At 34.0% G+C, this 25,999-nt stretch carries 21 protein-coding genes; 6 read left to right on the top strand and 15 right to left on the bottom strand.

The window, feature by feature from the left end; all coding sequences use genetic code 11:
• Positions 1-61: 61 nt before the first annotated feature.
• The gene (locus tag CSW08_RS17510; protein WP_106661203.1) at positions 62-2,614 is read right to left on the bottom strand and encodes an ABC transporter permease; all 2,553 of its coding nucleotides are present in this window, start codon (positions 2,612-2,614) and stop codon (positions 62-64) included.
• Complete coding sequence (locus CSW08_RS17505) at positions 2,611-3,297, bottom strand: ABC transporter ATP-binding protein (RefSeq protein WP_106661202.1); 687 nt, start codon at positions 3,295-3,297, stop codon at positions 2,611-2,613. The genes CSW08_RS17510 and CSW08_RS17505 overlap by 4 nt, the downstream gene beginning before the upstream one ends.
• 72 nt (positions 3,298-3,369) lie before the next feature.
• Here CSW08_RS17505 and CSW08_RS17500 point away from each other — a divergent pair, with 72 nt between their 5' ends.
• Complete coding sequence (locus CSW08_RS17500) at positions 3,370-4,056, top strand: arylesterase (protein WP_106661243.1); 687 nt, start codon at positions 3,370-3,372, stop codon at positions 4,054-4,056.
• Between the two features lie 31 nt (positions 4,057-4,087).
• Here CSW08_RS17500 and CSW08_RS17495 read toward each other — a convergent pair whose 3' ends face one another.
• The gene (locus CSW08_RS17495; protein WP_106661201.1) at positions 4,088-5,527 is read right to left on the bottom strand and encodes an SLC13 family permease; all 1,440 of its coding nucleotides are present in this window, start codon (positions 5,525-5,527) and stop codon (positions 4,088-4,090) included.
• Between the two features lie 119 nt (positions 5,528-5,646).
• On the opposite strand from CSW08_RS17495, the gene CSW08_RS17490 reads away from it, so the two are divergent.
• Complete coding sequence (locus CSW08_RS17490; RefSeq protein WP_106661200.1) at positions 5,647-6,024, top strand: Na(+)-translocating NADH-quinone reductase subunit F; 378 nt, start codon at positions 5,647-5,649, stop codon at positions 6,022-6,024.
• A 49-nt stretch (positions 6,025-6,073) separates the two neighbouring features.
• Complete coding sequence (locus CSW08_RS17485) at positions 6,074-7,054, top strand: FAD:protein FMN transferase (protein ID WP_238987309.1); 981 nt, start codon at positions 6,074-6,076, stop codon at positions 7,052-7,054.
• 103 nt (positions 7,055-7,157) lie between these two features.
• Here CSW08_RS17485 and CSW08_RS17480 read toward each other — a convergent pair whose 3' ends face one another.
• The 10 genes from CSW08_RS17480 to tamL form a co-directional block, all read right to left on the bottom strand.
• Positions 7,158-7,946: a class I SAM-dependent methyltransferase gene (locus tag CSW08_RS17480; protein ID WP_106661198.1), complete on the bottom strand. Its 789-nt coding sequence runs from the start codon at positions 7,944-7,946 to the stop codon at positions 7,158-7,160.
• A 1-nt stretch (position 7,947) separates the two neighbouring features.
• Positions 7,948-8,766, bottom strand: a complete 819-nt coding sequence (map, locus tag CSW08_RS17475; protein WP_106661197.1) for a type I methionyl aminopeptidase — start codon at positions 8,764-8,766, stop codon at positions 7,948-7,950.
• 92 nt (positions 8,767-8,858) lie between these two features.
• Positions 8,859-9,269, bottom strand: coding sequence for a BT0820 family HAD-type phosphatase (locus CSW08_RS17470; protein WP_106661196.1), 411 nt, complete (start codon positions 9,267-9,269; stop codon positions 8,859-8,861).
• Between the two features lie 49 nt (positions 9,270-9,318).
• Positions 9,319-10,836 carry a 2,3-bisphosphoglycerate-independent phosphoglycerate mutase gene (gene gpmI, locus CSW08_RS17465; protein ID WP_106661195.1) on the bottom strand — a complete coding sequence of 506 codons (1,518 nt, stop codon included), beginning with the start codon at positions 10,834-10,836 and terminating at the stop codon, positions 9,319-9,321.
• Positions 10,837-11,025: 189 nt separating this feature from the next.
• On the bottom strand, positions 11,026-12,039 hold the full coding sequence (locus tag CSW08_RS17460) for a glycosyltransferase family 2 protein (RefSeq protein WP_106661194.1): 1,014 nt from the start codon (positions 12,037-12,039) through the stop codon (positions 11,026-11,028).
• Positions 12,040-12,195: 156 nt separating this feature from the next.
• On the bottom strand, positions 12,196-14,454 hold the full coding sequence (locus CSW08_RS17455; protein WP_106661193.1) for a polyribonucleotide nucleotidyltransferase: 2,259 nt from the start codon (positions 14,452-14,454) through the stop codon (positions 12,196-12,198).
• Between the two features lie 238 nt (positions 14,455-14,692).
• Positions 14,693-14,962 carry a 30S ribosomal protein S15 gene (gene rpsO / locus CSW08_RS17450; RefSeq protein ID WP_100613381.1) on the bottom strand — a complete coding sequence of 90 codons (270 nt, stop codon included), beginning with the start codon at positions 14,960-14,962 and terminating at the stop codon, positions 14,693-14,695.
• Positions 14,963-15,111: 149 nt separating this feature from the next.
• Positions 15,112-15,969: an acetyl-CoA carboxylase, carboxyltransferase subunit beta gene (gene accD, locus CSW08_RS17445; RefSeq protein WP_100610952.1), complete on the bottom strand. Its 858-nt coding sequence runs from the start codon at positions 15,967-15,969 to the stop codon at positions 15,112-15,114.
• Between the two features lie 276 nt (positions 15,970-16,245).
• Positions 16,246-17,313, bottom strand: a complete 1,068-nt coding sequence (gene fbaA, locus CSW08_RS17440) for a class II fructose-bisphosphate aldolase (protein ID WP_106661192.1) — start codon at positions 17,311-17,313, stop codon at positions 16,246-16,248.
• A 125-nt stretch (positions 17,314-17,438) separates the two neighbouring features.
• Positions 17,439-19,973: a translocation and assembly module lipoprotein TamL gene (tamL, locus tag CSW08_RS17435; RefSeq protein ID WP_106661191.1), complete on the bottom strand. Its 2,535-nt coding sequence runs from the start codon at positions 19,971-19,973 to the stop codon at positions 17,439-17,441.
• Between the two features lie 349 nt (positions 19,974-20,322).
• Between tamL and CSW08_RS17430 the strand changes: the two genes are divergently transcribed.
• On the top strand, positions 20,323-21,066 hold the full coding sequence (locus tag CSW08_RS17430; RefSeq protein WP_106661190.1) for a TrmH family RNA methyltransferase: 744 nt from the start codon (positions 20,323-20,325) through the stop codon (positions 21,064-21,066).
• Positions 21,067-21,114: 48 nt separating this feature from the next.
• On the opposite strand, the gene porT is transcribed toward CSW08_RS17430, so the two are convergent.
• Both porT and ubiE read right to left on the bottom strand, forming a co-directional pair.
• The gene (gene porT / locus CSW08_RS17425) at positions 21,115-21,840 is read right to left on the bottom strand and encodes a type IX secretion/gliding motility protein PorT/SprT (protein ID WP_106661242.1); all 726 of its coding nucleotides are present in this window, start codon (positions 21,838-21,840) and stop codon (positions 21,115-21,117) included.
• A 4-nt stretch (positions 21,841-21,844) separates the two neighbouring features.
• Entirely contained in the window at positions 21,845-22,570 is a 726-nt protein-coding gene (gene ubiE, locus CSW08_RS17420; protein ID WP_106661189.1) for a bifunctional demethylmenaquinone methyltransferase/2-methoxy-6-polyprenyl-1,4-benzoquinol methylase UbiE, read from the bottom strand.
• Between the two features lie 298 nt (positions 22,571-22,868).
• Here ubiE and trkA point away from each other — a divergent pair, with 298 nt between their 5' ends.
• Together trkA and CSW08_RS17410 are read left to right on the top strand one after the other, a co-directional pair.
• Positions 22,869-24,218, top strand: coding sequence for a Trk system potassium transporter TrkA (gene trkA / locus CSW08_RS17415; RefSeq protein ID WP_106661188.1), 1,350 nt, complete (start codon positions 22,869-22,871; stop codon positions 24,216-24,218).
• Between the two features lie 90 nt (positions 24,219-24,308).
• The gene (locus tag CSW08_RS17410) at positions 24,309-25,802 is read left to right on the top strand and encodes a TrkH family potassium uptake protein (protein WP_203226919.1); all 1,494 of its coding nucleotides are present in this window, start codon (positions 24,309-24,311) and stop codon (positions 25,800-25,802) included.
• Positions 25,803-25,999: the final 197 nt, after the last annotated feature.

Here is a 25,999-nt window from a genome sequence, read left to right as displayed (position 1 = left end):
TTTCTAAGATATAAAAAAAATGACAATTTTTTATTTGTCGTAATTTCAAAAAAGCCTCTTACTAGTTATTTTCTTTTCTCAATACCTCTAAAGGCGTATTATTAATAACGCTCCTGCTATTGGCTATTCCTATGCTTACTACTAAAAATGTGATGAATGGAAATAGGACAACAAATGGAATGATGGAGGGCGTAAAGGGTGTTTCAAAAATCCACAAAGCCAATAACTGACTGCTTACTAACGAAAGTAAAATCCCGGTTAAACTCCCAATAATTCCCAAATAAGTATATTCCAAGGCGATCATTTTAAGTATCTGATTGCTTTTAGCGCCCAGAGTTCGGAGCAATACACTTTCTCTAATTCGTTGGTGTTTGCTGGTACGCACGGCACCAATCAGTACAATAATACCTGTAAGAATGCTAAAAAATGCCATAAAATTGATAATCCACCCAATTTTACTCAACAATTCCTCTACTACTTTTAATATTTGTCGCAAATCTAAAATAGAAACATTGGGATACTTAGTTACCAGTTCCTGTTGCAAAACAGCAGAAGCCTGTTCATTGGGGACATTCATGGTTAGCACCCTAAATTGTGGAGCATCCTCCAACACACCCCGTGGGAACAATACGTTAAAAAAAGGCTGAATATTGCTCCTGTCTACCAATCTAATACTACCAACAACCGTATTGATTAAAACCCCTTGAACGTTAAAGGTCATTTTATCACCAATAGTTACTTTGGTATCTTCAGCAAAATCATTGCTTACCGATATAGGCACTAGATTACCGGCGGTTGCCTGTGGAGTAAATGTCCCCGATTGTAGTGTTTCCGAAGCAATTAGCGAATCACGATAAGTTACCCTGAATTCATGGCTTAATGCCCATCCACGAATTGTAGATGTCGTGTCCTCTCGTATTTCATTCACGGTTTTTCCAGCAATGCTGTGAATACGCATGGTTACAATAGGAATATTGTCTATTAAAGGATGTCCTTTATCTGCAATGGTAGCTACAACACGGTCTACTTGTTCGTTTTGAATATCGAGCAATATCATATTAGCACTATTGGCCTTATTTTCAATAGATGCTTGTGACAACAATAGGTCTTTACTAAAATACAGTGTACTAATTAAAAACGTTCCTACACCAATGGTCATTATTAATACAAGAGTTTGGTTTTTTGGACGATACAAATTCAGCATACTGGTGCGTGCCACAAATCCCCAGGAATACGGAAAGAATTTTTTTATTGCTTTCATAAACCCATGAGCTATACCACCAAGTATTAAAAAGGTTATGATGATACCAATAAGAAAGGCTAGGGCGAAGGTAATGTCTCTTAACAACCAATAGGCAAACAAAAAGATAAAAGAAAATATGGCAGTCAATACCAATAACCCAGCTTTTGTTGATTTTGAATTATTATTTTCCTCAATACGAAGAGTCTGTAATGGCGACGTGTAAATAGTTCCAATCAGCGGATATAAAGCAAACAAAACGGACATAAAAACACCAAGTAATATACCCGAATAAATGGCTGTTGGCACTAACGTTATTTGAACTTCTACTGGTAATAAGCCCTCCAAAATCAGTGGAAATAGCTGTTGCAACAATAATCCAACTAATGTCCCAATAAAACCACTAACTAAGCCTACAAAACCAATTTGAATAAGGTAGATTAAAAAGGTTTGTTTTTTGGTTGCTCCCAAACATTTTAAAATCGCTATAGATCGTAGTTTTTCTTTAATATAAATATGAACCGCGCTGGCAATACCCACGCAACCCAATAACAAAGCTATAAATGCGACAAGATTAAGAAACTTACCAAAATTGTCGTAGCGTCTTCCCAATCTTTCACTGGTCGTTGTATGAATGTCTAAATCTGCGTCTATAGCATCCAGCCTCTCACCAATAGCTTCGTTTAACAGGTCAAGGTCTATTTCGGGTTTGGCCACAAAATAAAATTCATAATCCAAACGGCTACCTGTTTGTACAAGCCCTGAAGCTTCAATATAATTAAAGGGAATGACCACAGGTGGCGCTATAGAAATGGAAAAGGAATTGCTGCCCGGCACGGATTTTAAAGCGCCACTAATTGGCAACGTGGCGTTTCCTATTTTTATGGTATCTCCCGTTTTAAGTCCAAATTGCAACATTAACGTGGCATCTACCAATGCCGCACCTTGCTCTTGATAGGTGGTTGCGGCTGATTCCGGTTCCGTTTCCATAGAACCATAAAAAGGAAAGCTACCCTCAATACCGCGTACTTGAGCTAACTTTGATCCTTCATTTTTGGGAAAAGCTACCATGGAAGCAAAACTAATTTCACGGGCATCGAAACCTCCTAATGAATCCATAATGACAACTAAGCTATCACTAGCTGGTTTATCACTATCAATTTTAAAATCACTACCCATTAAAGATTTGGACTGTGAGGCAATATTGCTTTTTAAATTGTCACTGAAGGATTGTATGGAAACTAATGCCGCTATTCCCAATACAATCGAGGCCATAAAAAGCATTAACTTTTTCCAACTGGTCTTACCGTCCCGCCAAGCCATTTTTAATAGCCAACCTAAGTCTGCTTTTGAAATATTTGTTTTTCTACTCATTTAGCCATTGTGGTGTTTTCAACAATGCGTCCACTCTTAAGTTTAAGAATATGATTAGTTTTTTGTGCTAGTTCAATATCGTGGGTTACAATGATTAGAGTTGTGCCCAGTTCTTTATTAAGGTCGAAAAGCAACTGAATCACTTTTTCCCCAGTTTCGGCATCGAGATTTCCAGTGGGTTCATCGGCGAATAATATGGTTGGGCTATTGGAAAAAGCCCTTGCCAATGCCACCCGTTGTTGTTCTCCTCCCGATAATTGCGAAGGATAATGGTCTAAACGGTCGCTAAGTCCTACTTTTTCCAAAAGTTCCATAGCTTTTTTGCTGGCCAGTTTATTACCTTGAAGTTCTAGTGGTACGGCTACATTTTCTAAAGCCGTTAAAGTAGGTAACAACTGGAAATCCTGAAAAATGAAGCCTACCTTTTGGTTGCGGAGTTGGGCGCGTTCATCTTCACTTAAATTGCCAGTTTCTGTGTTGCAAAGTTCAATGCTTCCAGAATCGGGTTGGTCCAAACTGGCACATAAACCCAGTAGCGTGGTTTTTCCACTACCTGAAGGACCTACAATACAAAAAGTGTCCTTGGCCTCCACAGAAAAACTTATGTCCTTGAGAATGGTGAGTTTTTTTGAACCACTGAAATAACTTTTCCCTAAGTTATTAACGTTTAATATCTTTGTCATGAATTTTTTAGGGTGTATTTTGTATATATCCGACAAATTAGATAAATGATTTTAAATATGTCTTCTAAAGCTATGAGAATCCTGTTAATGTTTTGTTATATTTTATTGCTGATTACGAGTACATCTTGTCGTGAAACCAGTGATAAAAAAACGTCAACTTCCATTGAGGACATTGAGGCTGAAGATAACATGCAAGCTACAACGTCTAAAGATAAGGTTATTTTATTTTTCGGAAACAGTTTAACTGCGGGTATGGGTTTAGATGTGGAGGAAGCCTTTCCAGCTGTGATAGAACAAAAGTTGGATTCGCTAGGTTTGTCCTATAAGGTTATAAACGCTGGTTTAAGTGGCGAAACCACTGCAAGCGGAAAAAATAGGGTAGAATGGATTTTGAATCAAAAAGTGGCTGTTTTTGTGTTGGAACTTGGTGCCAATGACGGTTTACGTGGGATTCCTCCCAGTGAAACTAAAAGCAATTTGCAGGCTATTATTGATGTCGTTAGAGAAAAAAATCCCGAAACAGAGATTATTTTGGCAGGCATGCAAATGCCTCCAAACTTAGGAGAAGATTATACCACAGAATTCAAAAATATTTTTCCAGAATTAGCAGAGAAAAACAATATAGAACTTATTCCTTTTTTACTTGAAAATGTAGCAGGTATTCCTGAATTGAACCAAGGCGATGGTATTCATCCTACCGTGGAAGGGCAAAAAATAATGGCAGAAAATGTATGGGTGGTTTTAAAGGACATACTATAAGTTAAAACTGATTAAGGACTTTTAATTTTGATTAAAAAACCAAAGGCACAAAAAACTTAAATACCAAAATCAATAGAACCACAGAAATTATATTCAAAACAAAACCAACTCTAGCCATGTCTTTTATTTTAACATAACCACTTGCAAAAACGATGGCATTGGGTGGGGTGGCCATAGGCAACATAAAGGCACAACTACTAGCTATAGTTACAGGAATCAATAAATAAAGAAGCGGAATATTTAATCCAATGGCAATACCAGCTACCACAGGTGCTAATACCGCTGTTAATGCGACATTGCTCATCAATTCGGTCATAAACAACATCAAGGTAATAAGTAATGCTGCCATTAAAAGGATGCTAATCTGACTGGTAGAAATTGAGGTTGCGATTATTTCAATGATACCGCTTTCAGACATGCCATTCGCTAGAGCCAAACCACCACCAAATAAAATCAAGATGCCCCAAGATAGTTTTTGGGTATCATTCCAATTTAATATAAAATCACCTTGTTTTAAATTAAAGGGAATCGTAAAAAAGGCCAAAGCTCCAAAAATACTTATCATGGTATCAGAGAGTCCCAATCCTGGAATTAACGAATTAATGGGGACTCTAAAAATCCATAGAAAAACCATAATGCTAAAGATTACAAGCACTTGTTTTTCCCTAGCCGATGTTTTTCCAAGTTTTATTAACTCTGTATTAATAACATCTTTTGATGCGTTAAAAACAAGCCCTTTATTTGGAAACATCCATTTAACCAACACAAAATAAATAATAGTAATTAAAATGATTGAAATCGGTAAACCTAAAAGCATCCATTTAAAAAAGGAGACTTCAATATGGTATTCATTCTCCAATAACCCTATTAAAACGGAATTTGGTGGCGTACCAATAACCGTAGCAATGCCACCTGCATTTGCGGAAAACGCGATGCCAAGCATAACACTAAGTGCAAAATTCTGATCTTTTTTGGTAAATCCGTCCGCATCATTCATCAATAAGGATATCACCGACATGGCAATGGGAAGCATCACTACAACACAAGCCGTATTGCTAATCCACATGCTCATAAATCCTGTAGCAATCATAAAACCAAGAATCACTTTATTAGGTGTAGTCCCCGTTTTTTTTATAATAGTTAAGGCAATGCGTCTGTGGAGATTCACTTTTTCTATGGCTAAAGCCAGAACAAAACCACCAAAAAATAGGAACACAATCGGACTTCCGTAATTAGCGCCCACATCATCAATGCTCATAACCTTGAATAATGGAAATAGTAAAAGTGGTAACAATGACGTTACAGAAATTGAAACAGCTTCAGTGATCCACCAACAAACCATCCATAAACCAATAGCAATTACGGTATCTGCTTTTTCGGATAATATTTCAAAGGGTAAAAACTGAACAATTAAAAATAGAAGTGGGCCTAAAAAAAGACCTATTTTTTTTGAAGTAGGATGTTTTGGCATGTACTTATTACGTTGGTTTAGCGATTTTAAAGTTACACATTTCTAGCTTTCCCGAGTAAACAGCGATTCAATTTGTGAATGTGTTATTGTAAAATCATGGTTTATTGTATTTTTGCACCATGAGCAAACCACTTAATCAACAAGAATTGCACAATCTTGCCATGAACCATGTTGGTAAAGATTTGGAAACTCGTGGATTTGAGTTTATTGCCATTAACAGTAAACTTAAAAAGCATCCTCAGTTTGTATGTATCGATAAAAACAAACAGTATTATTTTGTAATAGTAAGGGCCGTTATTCTGCCAGAAAACCCAAATAATTATGATATTCTTTGGATGGAATCATTTAAAGAACATGCAAGGGAAAATGATGCTAAAGTGTTGTATGCAGGCGTTGGTGTTGGTAATCCTGATGGAGACCATTTGCCTATTTATTTAAATGAAGAATACTTAATAGAATATAACGGTATTCAAGTTTTAGAAACCAATCTGAACTGATTTGTCATTACTGCGTAGGCAGAAATCTAATTAATTGAATCATAAAATTATGATGAACAGAATTATTACTTTATTAATTTTTGTATGTTGTTTTTCCTGTAATAAAGATATTAAAAACATAAAGCTTTCGGGTGAGGCCTTTGGCACCTCTTACAACATCACATATCATTCTGAAATTAATTTTGAAAGGCAATTTGATAGTTTGTTTACAGTTATCAATCAATCCATGTCAACATATATAGAGGATTCTGATATTTCAAAAATCAATAGAAATGAATCAGTAAAAATTGACGAACATTTTATAAAAGTTTTTGAAGCTTCTAAAATTATTCATCAATTTACAGAAGGTGTTTTTGACCCAACTATTGGTGATGTGGTTAACGCTTGGGATTTTGGGCCCGAAGGAAAAATAGTTAATCTGGATAGTCTTAAAATTGATAGTTTAATGGTTTCTGTTGGTTTTGATAGAATAATACGTGCAGAAAACACAATTATTAAAGACGACCCAAATGCTTTTATAGATTTTAATGCCATTGCTAAAGGTTATGGTGTTGATGTGATTGGTGAGTTTTTAGAACGTAAAGGTTTGCATAATTATTTGGTTGAAATAGGCGGTGAAATTAGAGCCAAAGGTATGAATATTGAAAAAAAAGCTGATTGGAAAGTGGGTGTTGAAATGCCACATTTTGATGGTACACAATCCATTTTAAAAGCCATTTCACTCAAAGATGAATCCATGGCGACTTCTGGCACTTACAGAAAATTTAAAGTAGATGAAAATGGTGAACGCTATTCGCATATTATTGATACAAATACGGGTTATCCAAGTGCGACTAATTTATTGAGTATTTCAGTAATTGCAGAAAATTGCATGATGGCTGATGGTTATGCAACGGCTTTCAAGGCTATGGGTATTGAAAAAGTAAAAGCATTTTTACAACAGCATCCAGAGCTTAAAGTGTTTTTGATTTTTGAAAATGATAAGCAAGAATTGGAAACGTTATCCCTTAATGGGTTTCCTGAAAATTAACTGACATTGAATTGTCGAATCCTTGATTTCCTGCGAAGGCAGGAATCCATTGATATATAAAAACATAGATTTATTAGATTCCTGCCTTCGCAGGAATGATAAATTACTTATAAACCACAGGAATAATTTCGCCTTTAGCTAAGCAATATTTAGTAACATCTTCTTCTGAAAGTTTAGCGGTATAATCAATTTCCTCCACTTTAAAACCAACAGATCTTAATTTATTGAAATAATCTAAGCCATAAATGCGTACATGATCGTATTGTCCAAAAATTTTAGAACGTTCTTTTTTGTCAGTAATGGTATTGTCTTCAAAAGTCGTATTTCTAGAAAGATCTTGCGGAATTTGAAAAACACCCATACCGCCCACTTTCATAACCCTATATAGTTCTTGCATCGCTTTGGTGTCATCTGGAATGTGTTCCAATACATGATTACAAAGTATGACGTCAAAACTATTGTCCTCAAAAGGGAGATTACAAATATCGGCTTTAACATCGGCCAGAGGCGAATTTAAATCCGTTGTGGTATAATCCAAATTTTTCATGGCTTTAAAGCGTTTGTAAAAAGCCTGTTCGGGAGCAAAGTGGAGTACTTTTTTTCTTTGTGCTGAACTTGTTTCAGTATCTGCAGAAAAAAAATTCGTTTCATTTTTTAAGTAAAGCCACAATAATCTATGACGTTCTAAACTCAATGTTGAAGGCGATAATACATTAGTGCGTTGTTTTCCGTAACCATATGGAAGAAAGGTTTTAAAGCTTTTACCATCTATAGGGTCGGTAAACTTGTTTCCTTTTAAAAAAAAGGCTAAAATAGGGCGGATAATATAACTAAGCCTTATTAATAAAGGTCTTGGAATAATGTTCAGAACTATTTTGAAGAACGTTTTCATTTTAAAGCACTAATGCTTCTTGCCTAAATTCATCTTCTTCATTAGAAGTAATACCCAAGGCTTCATGAACATAAGCAAACGTGGAAAGTATTTCTGGATTTCCATCAATAATGGCGACATCATGTTCAAAGTGAACACTTGGTTTACCGTCTGAAGTTACAATGGTCCAACCGTCTTTAAGTTGTTTTACGCGGTGTGTTCCCATATTGATCATCGGTTCTATGGCGACCACCATACCTTCAATAAATTTTTTACCTCTACCTCGTTTTCCGTAGTTTGGCATTTCTGGATCTTCATGCATTTTTTTGCCTAAACCATGACCAACCAATTCCCTTACTACTCCATAACCATGATCTTCACAATATTTTTGGATGGCATAGCCAACATCGCCAACGCGATTGTTTATTTTAAATTCCCTAATGCCAACATACAATGATTCCTTGGTAACTTCAATGAGTTTTTTGGTTTCTGGGGCTACTTCGCCTATTTCGAAAGTGTAAGCATGGTCGCCGTAAAAGCCATTCTTTAAAGCACCACAGTCTATAGACACGATATCGCCTTCCTTTAACGGAATAGCTGTTGGCAAACCATGTACAACAGCTTCGTTAACACTACATAGTAAGGTGGATGGACAGTCATATAAACCTAAAAAACCAGGCAATGCATCTTGAGCCCTTATAAAATCTTCAGCAAGTTTGTCCAGTTGTACAGTGGTGACTCCAGGTTTAATCTCTTTGGCGAGCATTCCTAACGTTTTTGATACGATTAAAGCACTTTCGCGCATTAATTCAATCTCTTCTCTTGTTTTTACTACAATCATCTTTTAAAAAATAATGGCAAAGATACTTAAAATTAAAATGTTAGAAATTTTGAATATATATTGGGTTTATAATTCTTTTGAAGTACAGAAAATTATTTTAAAAAATCGAAAAATCCTTTCTTCTTTTCCGTTTGAACAGGACTCTCATCTGAATTTATAAGCAAATGGTATATTTCGCCCCATCCAAAAAACCCTCCAATATTTCTATCATCAATAAATAAATCGGCATTTATTTTTCTGCTAAAAGAGCCGTCAAATTCTTCTTCTGGAAAACTTTTGTTTACGGCATAAAAAAAGATGCCATGCTCTTCGCAAAATGCGACGGCTTCATCTAATTTATCGCCACTTCGGTAGGTCCATAATATCAAGCGATGCCCTTCTTTTTGAAGTTTTTGTAAGGTTTCAAAAGCGAAAAGTATAGGCTTGCCGATTTTTGGATAGGCATCTTCCACGATGGTTCCATCAAAATCAACTGCTATTACAAGTCCACCATTAAAATTCATCAATTTGGATCCGATTTTTATTGTAAAGTTATAAATATTTGCTTTAAATCTAAACTAATGAATGTCTTGTCATTGCTTTTGGTTGTTCTATACCCATTAATTTTAATATAGTAGGTGCGATATCTCCTAAAACACCATCTTGAATACGGTTTAAATCATTATCAATTAAAATAATAGGCACAGGGTTTGTGGTATGTGCCGTATTTGGAGAACCATCTGGGTTAATCATGGTTTCACAATTACCGTGGTCTGCAATAAGCAGTGTTGTATAGCCATGATTTAGTGCTGTGGTTACAACCTCTTTAACGCAGGCGTCAACAGATTCGCAAGCTTTAATAGCAGCTTCCATAACGCCTGTATGGCCAACCATATCACCATTGGCAAAGTTCAAGCATACAAAATCTACATCTCCTTTTTCAAGTTCAGGAATTAAAGCATCTTTTAATTCAAAAGCACTCATTTCAGGTTTTAAATCGTACGTAGCCACTTTAGGTGAATTTCTTAATATCCTGGTTTCACCTTCAAAAGGAATTTCTTGTCCGCCAGAAAAGAAAAAAGTTACGTGAGGGTATTTTTCCGTTTCGGCAATTCTGATTTGGGTTTTATTGTTTTTTGATAAAACCTCACCCAAAGTCTCTGTTAAGTTGTCTTTATTGAAGACAACCTTCACATTTTCATATGTATCGTTATAGTTGGTAAGCGTAACATAATACAAATTAAGTTTATGCATGTTTTGCTCATGAAAATCTTGTTGCGACAGGGCTTCTGTAAGTTCGCGTCCACGATCTGTTCTAAAGTTGAAGAAAATAATAACATCATCTTCTTTTACGGATGCAATCGGATTGTTGTCAGCATCAACAGCAATAATGGGTTTTATAAACTCGTCGGTAATGTCATTGGCATAATTACTTTCAATAGATGCTACTATATTAGATGATTTTTCGCCAACACTATTTACAATGGCATCGTAAGCTAGTTTAACACGTTCCCATCGCTTATCTCTGTCCATGGCGTAATAACGACCGGTAACAGTAGCCAGTTTTGTAGGTGTGTTAATTAAATTATTTTGTAAATCCGAAACAAAGCTAGCACCAGATTTTGGGTCCACATCACGACCGTCAGTAAAGGCATGGATATACGTTTTTTTCAACCCAAAGTCGTTTGCAGCCTCAACTAAACCATATAAATGTGAGAAGTGGGAATGTACCCCGCCATCACTCAGTAAACCAAGAAAATGGACACTTTTATTATTGTCTTTGGCATAATTAAAAGCATCAACAAGTACTTTTTCGGTATTTAATGTCTTATTTTGAACAGCCAGATTAACCTTTACCAAATCCTGATACACGATACGTCCAGCACCCAGATTCATATGTCCTACTTCGCTATTTCCCATTTGACCTTCTGGTAAACCTACATGTAAGCCGTCGGTACGCAAGGATGCATTTGGATATTTGGTATATAAAGAATCTATAAAAGGGGTGTGGGCATTATCTATGGCCGATACTTTTGGGTCTGGTGATTTTCCCCAACCATCAAGAATCATAAGGATGACTTTTTTGTTCATTTTTATTAGGATTTTGTTAGTGCAAAAATAAGGAAGTTCGAGAAGATAGCCTTAAAAAGTAGATACTAAAAACAAAGGTTTTTATGCTTTTAAAGAGTGAAATAAAATAACGTTTTTTTAAAGGGTTTTATGATAAAAAACTTTACATAATAACATATAAGTAGTATGTTATAACTTTTAAGCATACCGCTATCTTTTCAATAGTCTATATATTTTTATGCTTGGATAAAGCAGATATTTTCTATTATATACAAAAGTAAGTATGTGATATAAATTGCTTTTATAATCTGAAGTAGACAAAAATTTAATTAAAGGGTATGCCCCAATAAGTTTAAAATCTGATAATATTTTTTTTAGCATTGAATTATCCAAATCAGATTTGACAAATCTACTTATTAAAATAAATACATAGTGTTGTTGTTTTACATCCATGCGTTGAAGAACCTTTTTATTAGTAATGCCTTGGCTAATTAGTTCATTTTTTAGTTCTTCTAATTTATGAATAGCAAAACACATATCTTCCATATGTGTTTTAGCATGCTCCATTGATTTATTTCTAGTGACAGAGTTAATAGATTTTCTATACCTATAAACATCATAATCTACCAAGGCTATTCTTTTGGCTTTACTTATTAGCTTAGGCGTGAAGTAGGAATCTTGTAAAAATTTTCTATTGTAGAAATTGAATTTATTATCTAAATAAAAAGATCTTTTAGTTATGTACGACCATACTTCTGGCATATAATTGTATTTCGCCATGAAATCAATTCCATTGAATATATTATCTACTTCAATATCTTTACTTGTGTGTTTTGAGTCTATTAGGTTGCTATCCGTAACATTTTTAGATTTAAAACCAATGACATCTAAGCTATGTTTTTCAATTAATGTAATTAGAGAACCTAACGTGTTCCTAGCTATATAATCGTCTCCATCTAAAAAATAAATATATTTACCTTTTGAGAGGGCTACTCCTAAATTTCTAGATGCTCCTAAGCCGCTATTTTTTTGAGATTTTAGAAGTATATTGGAATGATTTTCTACAAATTGTAACACTTTTTTTTCAGTATCATCTGTAGATCCGTCGTTTATTACTATGATTTCAAAATCATAAAGCTGTAGATCTTGGTTGCAACAACTTGTTAGACAAGTTTCTATATATTCTTCAACATTGTAAGCTGGAATAATTATACTTAACTTCATAAGTAAAGATAATTATTTTTTTTTTTGACTTTAAATCCAATTGATAGCTAACATTTAAAAATTGAAAAATCCATTCTAGAATTAACATTAAATCCAAATAAAAAAAGCTGCCAAATTTATTTTTGACAGCTTTTAAATTATGATAATAAAGAGAACTTAATCTTCTTTTCTATCTTCTCTAGGTCTTCTATCATCACGACGATTATCACGTCCGCGATTATCACGACTTCCACCTCTATTATCACGTCCACCACGGTCGTTATTGTCTCTTGGTGGTCTTGCAACATAACCCTCTGGTTTTTCCAATAATGCTTTACGGGATACTTTTTCCTTGCGCGTTTTTGGATCTAAACCAAAATACTTCACATTAAAAACATCGCCCATATTAACCACATCGGTTACATTTTCGGTACGTTCCCAAGCTAATTCACTTACGTGCAATAATACTTCGTTACCTGGAGCATCTAAATATTCTACAACAGCACCAAAATCAAGCATTTTAATCACTTTTACTTCATAAGTGCCACCAACTTCTGGTTTAAACATTAACGAATCGATTTTAGCTAACACAGCATCAATACCAGCTTGATTGGTTCCTAATATTTCAACAATACCTTCTTCGGTAATCGGATCTTCATTAATAACAATCGTTGTTTTTGTTGCTTTTTGTAACTCCTGAATCACTTTTCCACCAGGACCAATTAAGGCACCAATAAACGCATTAGGAATAATTTTGGTTATCATTTTAGGCGCATGAGGTTTCACATCGGCATTTGGTTGCGCAATGGTTTCAACAAGTTTTCCTAAAATATGTAAACGTCCAGCTTGTGCTTGTTTTAAAGCATTTACCAAAATTTCATAAGAAAGGCCTTTTACTTTAATGTCCATTTGGCAAGCGGTAATACCATCAGCAGTACCAGTCACTTTAAAGTCCATATCACCTAAATGATCTTCATCACCTAAAATATCAGATAACACTGCGTATTTTCCAGTTTCAGCATCAGAAATTAATCCCATAGCAATACCAGAAACTGGTTTTTTCATTTGAACCCCAGCATCCATTAACGCCATAGTACCAGCGCAAACAGTTGCCATAGAAGACGAACCATTAGATTCTAATACTTCCGACACAACTCTTACTGTGTATGGGCAATCGGCAGGAACCATGTTTTTTAATGCACGTTGTGCCAAATTCCCATGTCCTACTTCACGACGTGACGTTCCTCTTAAGGGTTTCGCTTCACCTGTAGAAAAAGGTGGGAAGTTATAATGTAAATAGAAACGCTCTTCGCCTTCAAACGATGGCATATCTATTTGGTTTGCTTCTCTAGAAGTTCCTAAAGTAACTGTTGCTAAAGCTTGAGTTTCTCCACGAGTAAATATTGAAGAGCCATGAACAGAAGGTAAATAATCTACTTCACACCAAATGGGTCTGATGTCGTTTGTTTTACGGCCATCTAAACGTAACCCTTCGTTCAACGTTAAATCTCTTACCGCTTTTTTCTCAGCTTTGTAGAAATATTTAGAAACCAAACCTCCAAAATCAGCTAATTCTTCTTCAGTAAAGCTTGCCTTTACTTCTTCTTTAATAGCATCAAAAGCCGCACTACGCTCGTGTTTTGCTGAAGCAGCTCTTGCTACGGCATACACTTTATCATACGTTAAAGCTTCTACTTTTTTTGCTAAAACTTCATCTTCACGTTCTACGTCGTAAGTACGGGTTTCTTTTTTACCAAAAGCTTCCGCTAATTTTACTTGAGCAGCGCATTGTATTTTAATAGCCTCATGTGCAAACTTAATAGCTTCAACCATTTCTTCTTCAGAAATCTCATGCATTTCACCTTCAACCATCATTACTGAATCTGCTGAAGCACCAATAACCATATCCAATTCAGAAACTTCTAATTGAGCTCTTGTAGGATTGATGATTAATTGACCATTTACACGACCAACTCTTACTTCTGAAATTGGACATTCAAAAGGAAAATCTGATAATTGAATCGCTGCAGAAGCTGCCAATCCAGCCATAGCGTCTGGCATAACTTGGTCGTCATGAGACATTAATTGAATCATTACTTGTGTTTCTGCATGGTAATCTTTTGGGAATAACGGACGTAAAACACGATCCACTAAACGCATGGTTAATACTTCGCCATCACTTGGTCTTGCCTCTCTTTTAAAGAAACCTCCTGGATAACGTCCAGAAGCAGCAAATTTTTCTCTGTAATCTACCGTTAATGGTAAAAAGTCAACATCACTTTGTTGGTAGTTGGAAACAACTGTACACAAAAGCATACATTTTCCTGATTGTACAACAACAGAACCATGGGCCTGTTTTGCTAATTTTCCGGTTTCGATGGATATTGTACGTCCATCACCAAGGTCAATGACCTCTCTAAAAATTTTTGGAATCATAAATTTTTTTTAATTCTAATTAAACAATGGTCGTTGTGTTGTTGTGTGTAGTTGTTGTGTGACCAATGAAAAACTATAATAAGCTTCTTCTATTTTACGTCATTGCGAAGCAAATTTTTTAATTTGCTGTGGCAATCTGTTTCTTTTAAAAAAGATTACCACGTCGTTACACTCCTCGTAATGACATTGTAACTATGTTATATCTAAAACAAAAAAGAGGCTGAAAAGCCTCTTTTTATTATTTTCTTAATCCTAATTCTTTTACTATCGCACGATATCTTAAGATATCTTTCTTAGTTAAGTAATCTAGTAAGCTTCTTCTTTTACCTACTAATTTTACTAACGAACGCTCTGTATTATAATCTTTACGATTCTTTTTTAAGTGTTCCGTTAAGTGATTAATTCTGTGCGTAAATAACGCAATTTGTCCTTCAGCAGAACCGGTGTCGTTTTTTCCTTTACCGTGTTTTGTGAAGATTTCTTCTTTTACTTCTTTTGCTAAATACATGCTAATATTATTGTAAATAATTGTTATGTACACGAAAGTCTATCTTTCGAGCGGCAAATATAGTAAATTTTAATGATTTGCAAACCATTTAAACAAAAAGACCTGATGGGCTGAAAACCAATCAGGTCAAGAAGTTACATTGTTTATTTTTAAGCTCTTAAAGGCTGATTTAAAATTAAATCTAAGTACTGGTTCACCTTATCTTTAAGCTCTTTTCTAGGAGTAATAAAATCCAAGAAACCATGTTCTAATAAGAATTCAGATGTTTGAAATCCTTCAGGTAATTCTTTGCCCGTAGTATCCCTAACAATTCTGGGGCCGGCAAAGCCGATTAAAGCGCCGGGTTCTGCAATATTAATATCTCCCAGCATAGCAAAAGACGCTGTAGTACCTCCTGTGGTTGGGTCGGTACACAAAGAAATATATGGGATTCCTGCCTCAGCCAATTGTGCCAGTTTTACGGATGTTTTGGCCAATTGCATTAAGGATAAAGCGGCCTCCATCATACGGGCACCACCAGATTTTGAAATAACCAATAAAGGAATATTATTTTTTAGAGAATAATCCGCAGCCCGTGCAATTTTTTCACCTACAACACTTCCCATGGAACCTCCAATAAAAGCAAAGTCCATACATGCTATTACCAAATCTTTTCCTTTAGATTTACCAACGGCAGCGCGGACAGCATCTTTTAATTTTGTTTTTTCTTGAGCAGCTTTTAACCTGTCCGGATATTTTTTGGTATCGACAAATTTTAGCGGGTCTTTGGATTCTAAATTAGCATCCAGTTCTTTAAAATTGTTATCATCAAAAAGAATCTCAAAATATTCGTGGCTTCCAATGCGGACATGATAGCCATCTTCTGGACTTACGTAGAAATTTTTTTCCAGTTCTTCTGCGTCAACAATTTTACCTGTAGGCGATTTGTACCAAAGACCTTTTGGGGTGTCTTTTTTCTCTTCGGTTGTTGTAGTTATACCTTTTGTTTTTCTTTTAAACCAAGACATAGTGATATATGATTTTAGATTTACGATTTTAGATTTTAAAAACCTTGTGCATCGATATTTTCGTTAAGGATCGTTGCTAAATTCTTTTTTGAGAAACACTTAATGTGTAAAAATAAAAATGATAAAGCAAAAAGCCTAACTACAAAATTAAGGCTTTATTTTAATTTAGTAGTCAGGCCATTCTTTTTTTTATTAATTGAATTTTTTTATTGTTTAGATTATATAAATGAAAAAATCCTGCTACAAGCAGGATTTTTTATATAAAATAAACCTATTTTATAATGTATTTACATTGTTAAGATCTGCAAAGGCCTGTTTTAAACGCTCTACAAAGGTAACTTCACCAGCACGTAACCAAACACGTGGGTCATAGTGTTTTTTATTTGGTGAATCTGGACCATCAGGGTTTCCTATTTGCGTTTGTAAATAGTCTTTTTTACTGCTCATATAATCACGAATACCACTCATAAATGCATATTGCATATCGGTATCGATGTTCATTTTAATAACACCATAGCTAATCCCTTCACGAATTTCTTCAACAGTAGAACCCGAACCGCCATGGAATACAAAATCTATATGATTATGTTCAACACCATATTTTTTAGACACGTATTCTTGGGAATTCTTTAATATTTTAGGAGTTAGTTTTACGTTTCCTGGTTTGTAAACACCGTGAACATTCCCAAAAGCGGCAGCAATTGTAAATTGACTACTTACTTTGCTTAATTCTTCGTAAGCATAAGCGACTTCTTCTGGTTGTGTGTACATTTTAGAATCGTCTACATCCGTATTATCAACACCATCTTCTTCACCACCTGTAACGCCCAGTTCAATTTCTAAAGTCATGCCCATTTTGCTCATTCTGGCCAAATATTGCTTACATATTTCTATGTTTTCTTCAATAGGTTCTTCCGATAAATCTAGCATGTGAGAACTAAAAAGAGGTTTGCCGGTTTCAGAGAAATGTTTTTCACTGGCATCAAGCATGCCATCTACCCAAGGTAAAAGATTTTTAGCACAATGGTCTGTATGAAGAATAACAGGCACCCCATAAGCTTCAGATAATATATGTACATGTTTTGCGCCTGCTATAGCACCCGCAATAGCCGCTTTTTGACCTTCATTGCTTAAGCCTTTTCCGGCATTAAATTGTGCCCCGCCGTTAGAAAATTGTATGATGACTGGTGCGTTTAATGCTTTTGCGGTTTCTAATACACCATTTATAGTATTCGAACCAATAACGTTTACGGCGGGTAAAGCATAGCCATTTTCTTTTGCATGTTTAAAAATAGCTTGAACTTCGCTGCCTGTAGCAACACCTGGTTTTATGTTATGTCCCATTTTATTTTATTTAATTAATAATTTAAGTCAAAAGTAAGCATTTTTTGAATATATATTCTTGATTTAACCGCTGGAAAAGCTTAAAAAATGCGAAAACGTTATAGTGTAAGTGTTTAGAAAATAGGTTAAAAAGGATAGTTTATACCAATGTTGTAAACGGCGTTCCCAAAATTGTAATCCTTAAACCATCTATTGCCACTTGGATAGGAGGGGTCATAGGTTTTAAAACCAATATCAAACCTAAATACAAAAAAGTTAAAATCATAACGAAGGCCAAACCCTGAGCCAATAGCAATATCTTCTAAAGATTTTAGGTTTTTAAAAGTGGCACCTTCTGTAGTAACGTTATCCATAACATTCCAAATGTTTCCAGTATCAACGAAAAAAGCGCCATTTAAGCTCTCAAATAAGTTAAAGCGTTGCTCGACACTAAATAAGAACTTTAAATTGGCTTCATTAAATTCATTTAAACTTTGAGAACTTCCAGGGCCTAAATTATAAGCTGTCCAAGCTCTATTATCGTTAGGGCCACCTGCAAAGAAACTTTTTGAAAATGGAATGCTATTTGAATTTCCGTAAGGAATGGCAATACCAAAAAAAGTTCTCATGGCAAGAATATTCTTTTTGCCTAAGTTCCAATGTTTTACGTAATCTAATTCTGTTTTTACAAATTGGGAATAGGCAACATTGAAAATTTCATAATTGTTATTTTCATTTTTTTTGAGCCCTACTAGTTTTGAAGCTGATGATAATAGGTTTCCTGCCAGTTCTAATTTAAATCTGAAAATTGAAAAATCATCATCAAACAAATTAACACGTTCATCATTGGTTAAACTAAAACTTGATGAAATAATCAAGTTATTTTCAGTTAATCTATTTTTTCTCTCGCCTATATTACTAACCGTTCTAAGCTGGTTTTCTGAAATTCCATTTGGTGTAGGTATTCCCAAAGCGTATGCAATAAATGTGTTTGCTTCCTCAGTAATTAAATCGTCATCTGGATTAATATAGTTAACATCTTTTGCAATTTGATTTAACGAATTAAATGATGTTCTATAAACTTCAAAATATCTGCCTACATTTAAGTTTCTTACATATTGTAAATTAAGCACATCTAACCTGTTGGTTACTTTTGACGAAGGCCTCCAGTTGAAACTCACAATACCATTAAAGGTTTGTTTGTCTAACCCAATATTGGTTTGGCTGGTAGTTGATAAACTCATTCTTGTGCTGGGCGACATATATTTTGGCACAATGCCCTCTGTATAAAACGGCGTGAAAAATCTGGGAATGGTTAATTTTAAATCAACACCATACTCATTGATATCAAAAAACGGGTCATCAACATTGTTTTTGTCCCTTGAACGACCTTTTGAAGAGCCTATAGCTCCAATGGCAGAAATTTGAAAGGTTTCAGCTCCTCCAAAAACATTTCTAATCAGTAAGCTTGGATTTAACGACAAGCCAATAGATTGAATATTACTTTGCGATACTTCTGTACTAAAGCCTAAGCTGAATTTTTTTAATGGTGTTAAACTAATAGTTGTACTAAGTGTATTATTAGAATTTTCTATATACTCGATGTTGGGGTATTTAAAAGTGCGTAATTCATTCAAATAGCTATACGTTCTTGTTCTGTCTAAATCTCTAAAAGTTTCTCCACGAGAAATAAAAACGGCATCTGTTAAAGCCTTTGGGCGATAACGCATTTTTCCATAACTATATAATTTAAAACTGTTATAAGAAATAGAATCTTGAAATGGTTTCCCGCTGTTTTCAAAAGTATAGTCTGTAATTATTTTTACCTCATCAATAGTATAGACTTTAAAAGGAACCCTAACCGTTGTGTCTTGTGTTCTTATGGCCCTATCTTGAATTTGTATTTCAACATTTACCTTTTTATTTGTGCCTATGGTATCCATTTCCATGGTTATATAATCTTGACCGAAATGAAATATGCCCATATTGCGTAATTCATTTGAAATCCTGTTACGCTCTAATTCAAAATTCACCGTTTTATATTGCTCGTTTTGCTTTATTAAAGAATTTTTTTTAATTGATCTTCTATAAAGAGTATCAATTATTGGTGTTGAAATTTCTTCTGAGATAGAGTCAATAATAAAGGCTTTGCCTGTTTCTACTTTGTATTCAATATCTGCACTTTTATTTTCTTTTTTTTGAATATCGTAAGAAGCTTTAACATCAAACCATCCGTTATTTATATGATAATCTTGAAGCCTTTTAACCGAACTTATGGTTTTATCTTCATTAACTAATATAGGGGGCTGGCCTGTTTTTTTTATCCATTTATTAAAGTTAATACGAGATTGAATGTATTTATCCAATTGTTTTTTAGACAGAATATTTTCTAAGTTCTCTCTGTGTTTAGGATTTTTATCAAGATTTGTATTTATAATTGAATCTATGTTGGGCCTGGCCAAATTATAAAAGTGAAGGCGTAATGGAAATCCTAGAATTTTTTGATTTGGCTCTTGGGAAATTAGATTGGTTATGGTTTCAGATTTGTCTTTTTTACCATTTACATAAACGGTATTGTTAGTAAGCAAATACTCGTTTTCAGCAACTCTTTTTGTACTATCACATGATATTAAGTGTATAGTGATAATAAATAATACTATTTTTGAGAGTTGATTTTTCATCTGCTAATTTCTGTTTTTTTAAATTGGCCAGATGTAATTCGTATATGGAACATGATGTTTTATTTTAGAACTTTTCATTGCTCATTTCAAATGAAAAATTTTAATTAATTAAAGTTGTTCGATTTTGTTGTGAAACCAATTTAAAAGGATATAAAATAGTTTTTATATATGGATTCAAAAATACTAATATTTCATGTGTTTGTTTCTATTTTTTTTAATTAGCATTTTTGTTTGTTCATATTTTATAAATATGGTCATTTACGCTTAAAAATAATTAAATAAAGAAAGGTCTAAACAAGGGGTTCAATATTTTTTCATTTTCTTTATAAATTAAAATAAACCAAGCATTGTGGTACAATCACTATCTAAAAACCAAATAAAATTAATAACTAGTTTAAAGCAAAAAAAGTATAGGTTGTTACATGGTTTTTTTGTTGTTGAAGGTATTAAAACGATTAGGGAACTGTTAAACTCTAATATGGAGCTTCATACACTTTATACAACCGAAAGGTTCAATAATGCTGCCAACCCAGATAGTTACAATGATGAAATTTTAATTTCTGAAACCGATTTAAAACGCATTAGTTTTTTAACCACGCCAAATAAAGCACTTGCCATTTTTAAAATACCTTCGTTTAATCCTATTGATACAAGTGAATTGATTGTCGCTTTAGATGATATAAGAGATCCAGGGAATTTAGGAACTATCATCAGACTTTGCGATTGGTTTGGGGTTAAAGATTTGGTTTGTAGTAACGAAACGGTAGATTGTTTTAACCCAAAAGTCATTCAAGCTACTATGGGTTCTATAACCAGAGTGAATATAACTTATGTTGATTTACCAGCGTTTTTAAAAAACGTTGATGTGCCTATTTTTGGAACCTTTATGGATGGTGAAAACGTGTATAACAAAAGTTTGCCAAAAAAAGGAGTTTTAGTTTTAGGTAACGAAGCCAATGGTATTTCTAAAGACATAGAAGTATTAATTAAAGAAAAAATAGCAATACCTAGATTTGGAAATATACAAGCTGCCGAAAGTTTAAATGTTGCAACCGCAACCGCTATTTTGCTCAGCGAATTCAGAAGAAGTTAGCTATTTAAAAAGCTTAAAAACTAAACGCCTTAACAACAAACAATAATGTTATTGAAATGTGAAGTTTATAAAAACCGCTCGGGTTTTCATACTGTTAATATTGCTTGTCCATGGACTATTTGGGTCTTCGTCGGGTACAAGCTCATCATTCATACCAAATACACCTCTAATGGAAGGTGTGAATTTAAAATTATACAAATAAAAATCAATACCAAATCCTAGCTCATAGAACAGGGTGTTCTTTGTAGTTCTAAATTGACCGTTGCTATTGTCATCTGGGTTGTCTTCATTACTGGAAAGATTTAGTGCTGTTGAAAATCCACCAACTACAAAAGGTTTAAAGTTGTTGATGCGTTTGGTAGAAAATTTTACCAAAAGTGGTAAATGTATGTATGTGGATTTCACTTCACGGGTCAAATCAGAACTTGAAGGAATGCCACTAAAATAAGTTTGACTGTAATATAACTCTCTAGTTGTAATTAATAAACCCGGTTCTATACGCAAATCAATATAATCATTGATTCTTAAGTTTCCAATAAGACCAACATTAAAGCCAGTGCTTCTTTTTACATAAATATCCCTTAAATCTTGATTGTAGTCAAAATTAAAATCGTAGCTGTTAAATCCTAAAAAATAGCCCCATCTTAACAAATTATAATCGGTAGACCCTTTTCCTTGATTGGCATCATAACTCACTTTTTCTTTTCTGAATAACTGTGCGTTGGAAGTTTGGAATATGAATAAAAACGATAATAATATAAAAAAGTGCTTCATAAAATTATTTTGATGACACATAAATGGTTGCCACACCAAAGGTTTGCGGAAAATCTTCAACACTAATAAACCCAATTTTACGCAAAATATTGTTTAAAGCCTCCCCATAAGGAAAAACGGAAGCTGATTCGCATAAGTATTTATAGGCACTTTTGTCTTTTGAAAACAGTCGCCCAATAACTGGTAAAATATTTTTTGTGTAAAAATTGTATCCTTGTTTATATGGTGTTTTTGTTGGCATCGAAGTTTCTAAAATAACAAAACAGCCTCCAGGTTTTAAAACACGAAGAATTTCTTTTAAACCGTTTTCCAGTGTTTCAAAGTTTCTAACTCCGAAGCCAACTGTAATGGCATCAAACGTGTTATCTTCAAAAGGCATGTTTTCAGAATCACCTAAAACCATCTCAATTTTGTTATCTAAGCCCTGTCTTTTTATTTTTTCTATTCCAATCTCAAGCATACCAATGCTAATATCCAATCCAATAATTTTGGTGGCATTGGTTTTTGTTAAAGCAATGGCTAAATCGCCAGTTCCCGTGGCAATATCTAAAATGGTTTCAGGGTTGGTTTCTTTAATAATATGGACTACTTTTTTTCGCCATTTTATATCTATTCCAAAAGAAATTACACGGTTTAAACCATCATAGTCCCCAGAAATGGTATCAAACATTTTTGTAACCTGCTCTTTTTTCCCTAAATCGCTATTCTTGTATGGCTTTATCTTTGACAAATCGCTATTTTTTTTGACAAACCTACATAATTTATTTCAGCTTTTAAATGTCATTCAAAATCAAAATAATTTTTAAAAGGTATTAGACAAGTTTATTATGAATATGAAAAATAAATCTTTCAAAAACATGAAACAATACCATTATAAATAATTGTAAAACGCAATATTTAATTTATAGTATATTTGTTATACTTTTTATGACACGTAACAAATGAAACACGCATGGTAATCACATTTACACTAGAGGATGATTTTTCAGGGTGTTGCATCTGACCGAAATTTAAAATAATGTAAACAGATGAAAATAATTATTGCTGGTGCTGGTGAGGTTGGGTTCCATTTAGCCAAATTATTGTCTTATGAATCTCAAGAGATTACTTTAATAGACACAAACAAGGCAAGTTTGGCATACGCAGATACTCATTTAGATATTAGGGTCATTAGAGGCGATTCCACTTCTATCGCTGTTTTAAAAGATGCACGTGTTGCTAACTGTGATTTATTTATAGCGGTAACGTCAAGTGAAACAACAAATATTACGGTTTGCGCGGTTGCAAAGCAATTAGGGGCTAAAAAAACCATTGCCAGAATTTCAAATACTGAATTTATACACCATAAAGAAGAAGTTGGATTTACAAAATTTGGTGTTGATGAGTTAATTTCGCCCGAAGCTCTAGCGGCTTCAGAAATTGAGTTATCGTTAAAGCAATCGTCTTTCAACGAAAATTACGAGTTTGAAGGTGGGGCACTTACGATGGCGGGTTTAACACTTTCTAAGTCTGCTTTATTTGTTGGGAAAACCGTAAAGGAAGCAGCCGAAATATTTCCAGAAATACATTTTGTACCTATTGCCATTCAACGTTTTGGAACGCAATTCACAATAATACCTCGAGGAGATACAAAGTTCAAACGTGGTGATAGTGTGGTTTTTATAACATCTGAAGGCGGAGCAGACGAGCTTTGTAGGCTTACAGGAAAAGTTAATAGAACTATTAAAAACGTTATGATTTTAGGTGGCACCCTAATTGGTTATAAAACTGCTAGAGATTTAAGTGAAAAAGATTTTAATGTTAAACTTATAGAAGAAAATAGAGATAGGGCATTTGAACTGGCTGAGGAATTGACTAAAGTATTGGTAATTAATAGTGATGGTCGTAATGTTGATTTATTAGATGAAGAAAACATTGCAGATATGGATGCTTTTGTGGCCGTTGGAGCAAATTCTGAAACTAATATTATGTCTTGTCTGGTCGCTAAATCTAAAGGGGTTAAAAAAACCATTGCTTTGGTTGAAAACATGGACTATTTTGAACTATCACATTCTATAGGAATTGACACATTGATTAATAAGAAATTGTTGGCGGCCAATAATATTTTTAGGTACATACGAAAAGGAGAGGTTGTTGCCATGACCAAACTCAGCAATTTAAATGCAGAGTTGTTGGAGTTTGAAGTAAAATCAACATCAGCTGTTTGTAATAAAACCATTAAATCCATTGACTTTCCTAGAACAGCTATTATTGGGGGCGTTATTAGAAATGGTGTTGGAATGATAGCACTTGGTAGTTTTAAAATCCAGGAAGGCGATCGTGTTGTAGTTTGCTGTTTACTTGAATCTATAAAAAGGGTAGAGAAATTTTTCCTGTAAAGATCAATCCGCCACTAATACACGAATTATTTATATTTTACAATTGAAAAAAATTCGTGTATTCTTGGCTAATAAAACATAATTATATAATTGAAACTTAACTTTAAAATCGTTTTTCATTTTTTAGGATTACTATTATTGTTTAATGGTGGTTTTATGTTATTATCTGCACTTGTTAGTTTTATTTATAAAGATGGAGTAACATTTCAAATAGGTCTTGCTGGTATTTTAACATTGGTTATTGGGGTGGTTGCAATGTTGCTTACGCGAAGCCATAAAAAAGAAATGAATAAGCGTGAAGGTTACATTGTAGTAGCTTTTGGATGGGTTATTATGTCATTGTCCGGCACATTGCCCTATGTATTAACAGGTAGCATTCCCAATTTCACAAATGCTTTTTTTGAAACGATATCTGGTTATACAACTACCGGAGCATCTATTTTAAATGATATTGAAATAATGCCCAAAGGGATTTTATTCTGGCGTAGCACAACGCATTGGATTGGAGGTATGGGTATTATTGTATTAGCAATAGCTATTTTGCCTTTGTTGGGAATTGGAGGCATGCAGCTTTTTGCAGCAGAAGCCCCTGGTCCCAGTGGCGATAAATTACATCCTAGAATTACCGATACAGCTAAGCGTTTATGGTTAATTTATTTTGGTTACACCATTGCCGAAACATTACTGCTTCAACTAGCTGGAATGTCTTTTTTTGATGCTATCAATCATTCTATGGCAACCTTGTCAACAGGAGGATTTTCAACAAAAAATGCAAGTGTGGCTTATTGGAATCATCAACCAATTATTCAGTATATCATAATTTTATTTATGTTTTTGGCCGGGTCAAATTTCGTGCTTAGTTATTTTGCGTTTAAAGGAAAGGTTCAAAAAATAATTAATGACGAAGAGTTTAAACTGTATTTTAAGTTTATTTTTGTTTTTACAATAATAGCAGCGCTTATTATTTATTTTAGAGCAGATGTATCTATATCGTCAATACAGCACCCTATGGTTTGGGGAGCGGGTGAAAGTGCTTTTAGGCACGCCTTGTTTCAAGTATTAACGGTAATTACTACGACAGGTTTTATAACCGCAGATTATACCTTGTGGACACCTTTTTTATTGGTTTTCTTTTTCGGACTTATGTTTTTGGGTGGTTCGGCAGGAAGTACGGCAGGTGGTGTGAAAGTAGTAAGGCATTTAATTCTTATTAAAAATGGCTTTTTAGAATTTAAACGTACACTGCATCCAAATGCCATCGTACCTGTTCGATATAATAATAAGGCCATTAATAGGTTTATTGTTTTTAATATATTGGCATTCTTTATTCTTTATATGCTTTCCTTTATAGTGGGGGCTCTGGTCTTTTCCATGTTTCAAATAGACTTTCAATCTTCAATAGGCTTATCGGCTTCTAGTTTAGGTAATATTGGTCCAGCACTTGGTAATTTTGGTCCAGTTAATAATTATTCGGCATTGCCTCCGTTGGCAAAATGGTGGTCATCTTTTTTGATGCTTATTGGTCGATTAGAGCTCTTTACGGTACTTATTTTATTTACACCTTTCTTTTGGAGGAATAGATAAAAGTATTTAGTATTTAATAGTTATAACCAACCTTTCAAAACACGATTTCATTGAATCTTATAATAATTAGCAATAATTGTGTAATTTAATATAAGCTCTACAATATTACCTTTGTTTAAGGTTATAAAACCTATAAAAAACTGTCTAGAATCATTAAAGGCATGACTTGTATTAGTTTGGGAATTAAAAACACGTTA

Origin of the sequence: Confluentibacter flavum (assembly GCF_002843175.1) — a bacterium.
Taxonomy (GTDB): domain Bacteria; phylum Bacteroidota; class Bacteroidia; order Flavobacteriales; family Flavobacteriaceae; genus Confluentibacter; species Confluentibacter flavum.
Note: the sequence above shows the minus strand (reverse complement) of the source record. Positions and strands in the feature narration are given on the sequence as shown.

Excerpts from the sequence above, each read along its gene's own strand:
- CSW08_RS17510 (WP_106661203.1), bottom strand. The coding sequence starts at position 2,614 with ATGAGTAGAAAAACAAATATTTCAAAAGCAGACTTAGGTTGGCTATTA.
- CSW08_RS17505 (WP_106661202.1), bottom strand. The coding sequence starts at position 3,297 with ATGACAAAGATATTAAACGTTAATAACTTAGGGAAAAGTTATTTCAGT.
- CSW08_RS17500 (WP_106661243.1), top strand. The coding sequence starts at position 3,370 with ATGAGAATCCTGTTAATGTTTTGTTATATTTTATTGCTGATTACGAGT.
- CSW08_RS17495 (WP_106661201.1), bottom strand. The coding sequence starts at position 5,527 with ATGCCAAAACATCCTACTTCAAAAAAAATAGGTCTTTTTTTAGGCCCA.
- CSW08_RS17490 (WP_106661200.1), top strand. The coding sequence starts at position 5,647 with ATGAGCAAACCACTTAATCAACAAGAATTGCACAATCTTGCCATGAAC.
- CSW08_RS17485 (WP_238987309.1), top strand. The coding sequence starts at position 6,074 with ATGATGAACAGAATTATTACTTTATTAATTTTTGTATGTTGTTTTTCC.
- CSW08_RS17480 (WP_106661198.1), bottom strand. The coding sequence starts at position 7,946 with ATGAAAACGTTCTTCAAAATAGTTCTGAACATTATTCCAAGACCTTTA.
- map (WP_106661197.1), bottom strand. The coding sequence starts at position 8,766 with ATGATTGTAGTAAAAACAAGAGAAGAGATTGAATTAATGCGCGAAAGT.
- CSW08_RS17470 (WP_106661196.1), bottom strand. The coding sequence starts at position 9,269 with ATGAATTTTAATGGTGGACTTGTAATAGCAGTTGATTTTGATGGAACC.
- gpmI (WP_106661195.1), bottom strand. The coding sequence starts at position 10,836 with ATGAACAAAAAAGTCATCCTTATGATTCTTGATGGTTGGGGAAAATCA.
- CSW08_RS17460 (WP_106661194.1), bottom strand. The coding sequence starts at position 12,039 with ATGAAGTTAAGTATAATTATTCCAGCTTACAATGTTGAAGAATATATA.
- CSW08_RS17455 (WP_106661193.1), bottom strand. The coding sequence starts at position 14,454 with ATGATTCCAAAAATTTTTAGAGAGGTCATTGACCTTGGTGATGGACGT.
- rpsO (WP_100613381.1), bottom strand. The coding sequence starts at position 14,962 with ATGTATTTAGCAAAAGAAGTAAAAGAAGAAATCTTCACAAAACACGGT.
- accD (WP_100610952.1), bottom strand. The coding sequence starts at position 15,969 with ATGTCTTGGTTTAAAAGAAAAACAAAAGGTATAACTACAACAACCGAA.
- fbaA (WP_106661192.1), bottom strand. The coding sequence starts at position 17,313 with ATGGGACATAACATAAAACCAGGTGTTGCTACAGGCAGCGAAGTTCAA.
- tamL (WP_106661191.1), bottom strand. The coding sequence starts at position 19,973 with ATGAAAAATCAACTCTCAAAAATAGTATTATTTATTATCACTATACAC.
- porT (WP_106661242.1), bottom strand. The coding sequence starts at position 21,840 with ATGAAGCACTTTTTTATATTATTATCGTTTTTATTCATATTCCAAACT.
- trkA (WP_106661188.1), top strand. The coding sequence starts at position 22,869 with ATGAAAATAATTATTGCTGGTGCTGGTGAGGTTGGGTTCCATTTAGCC.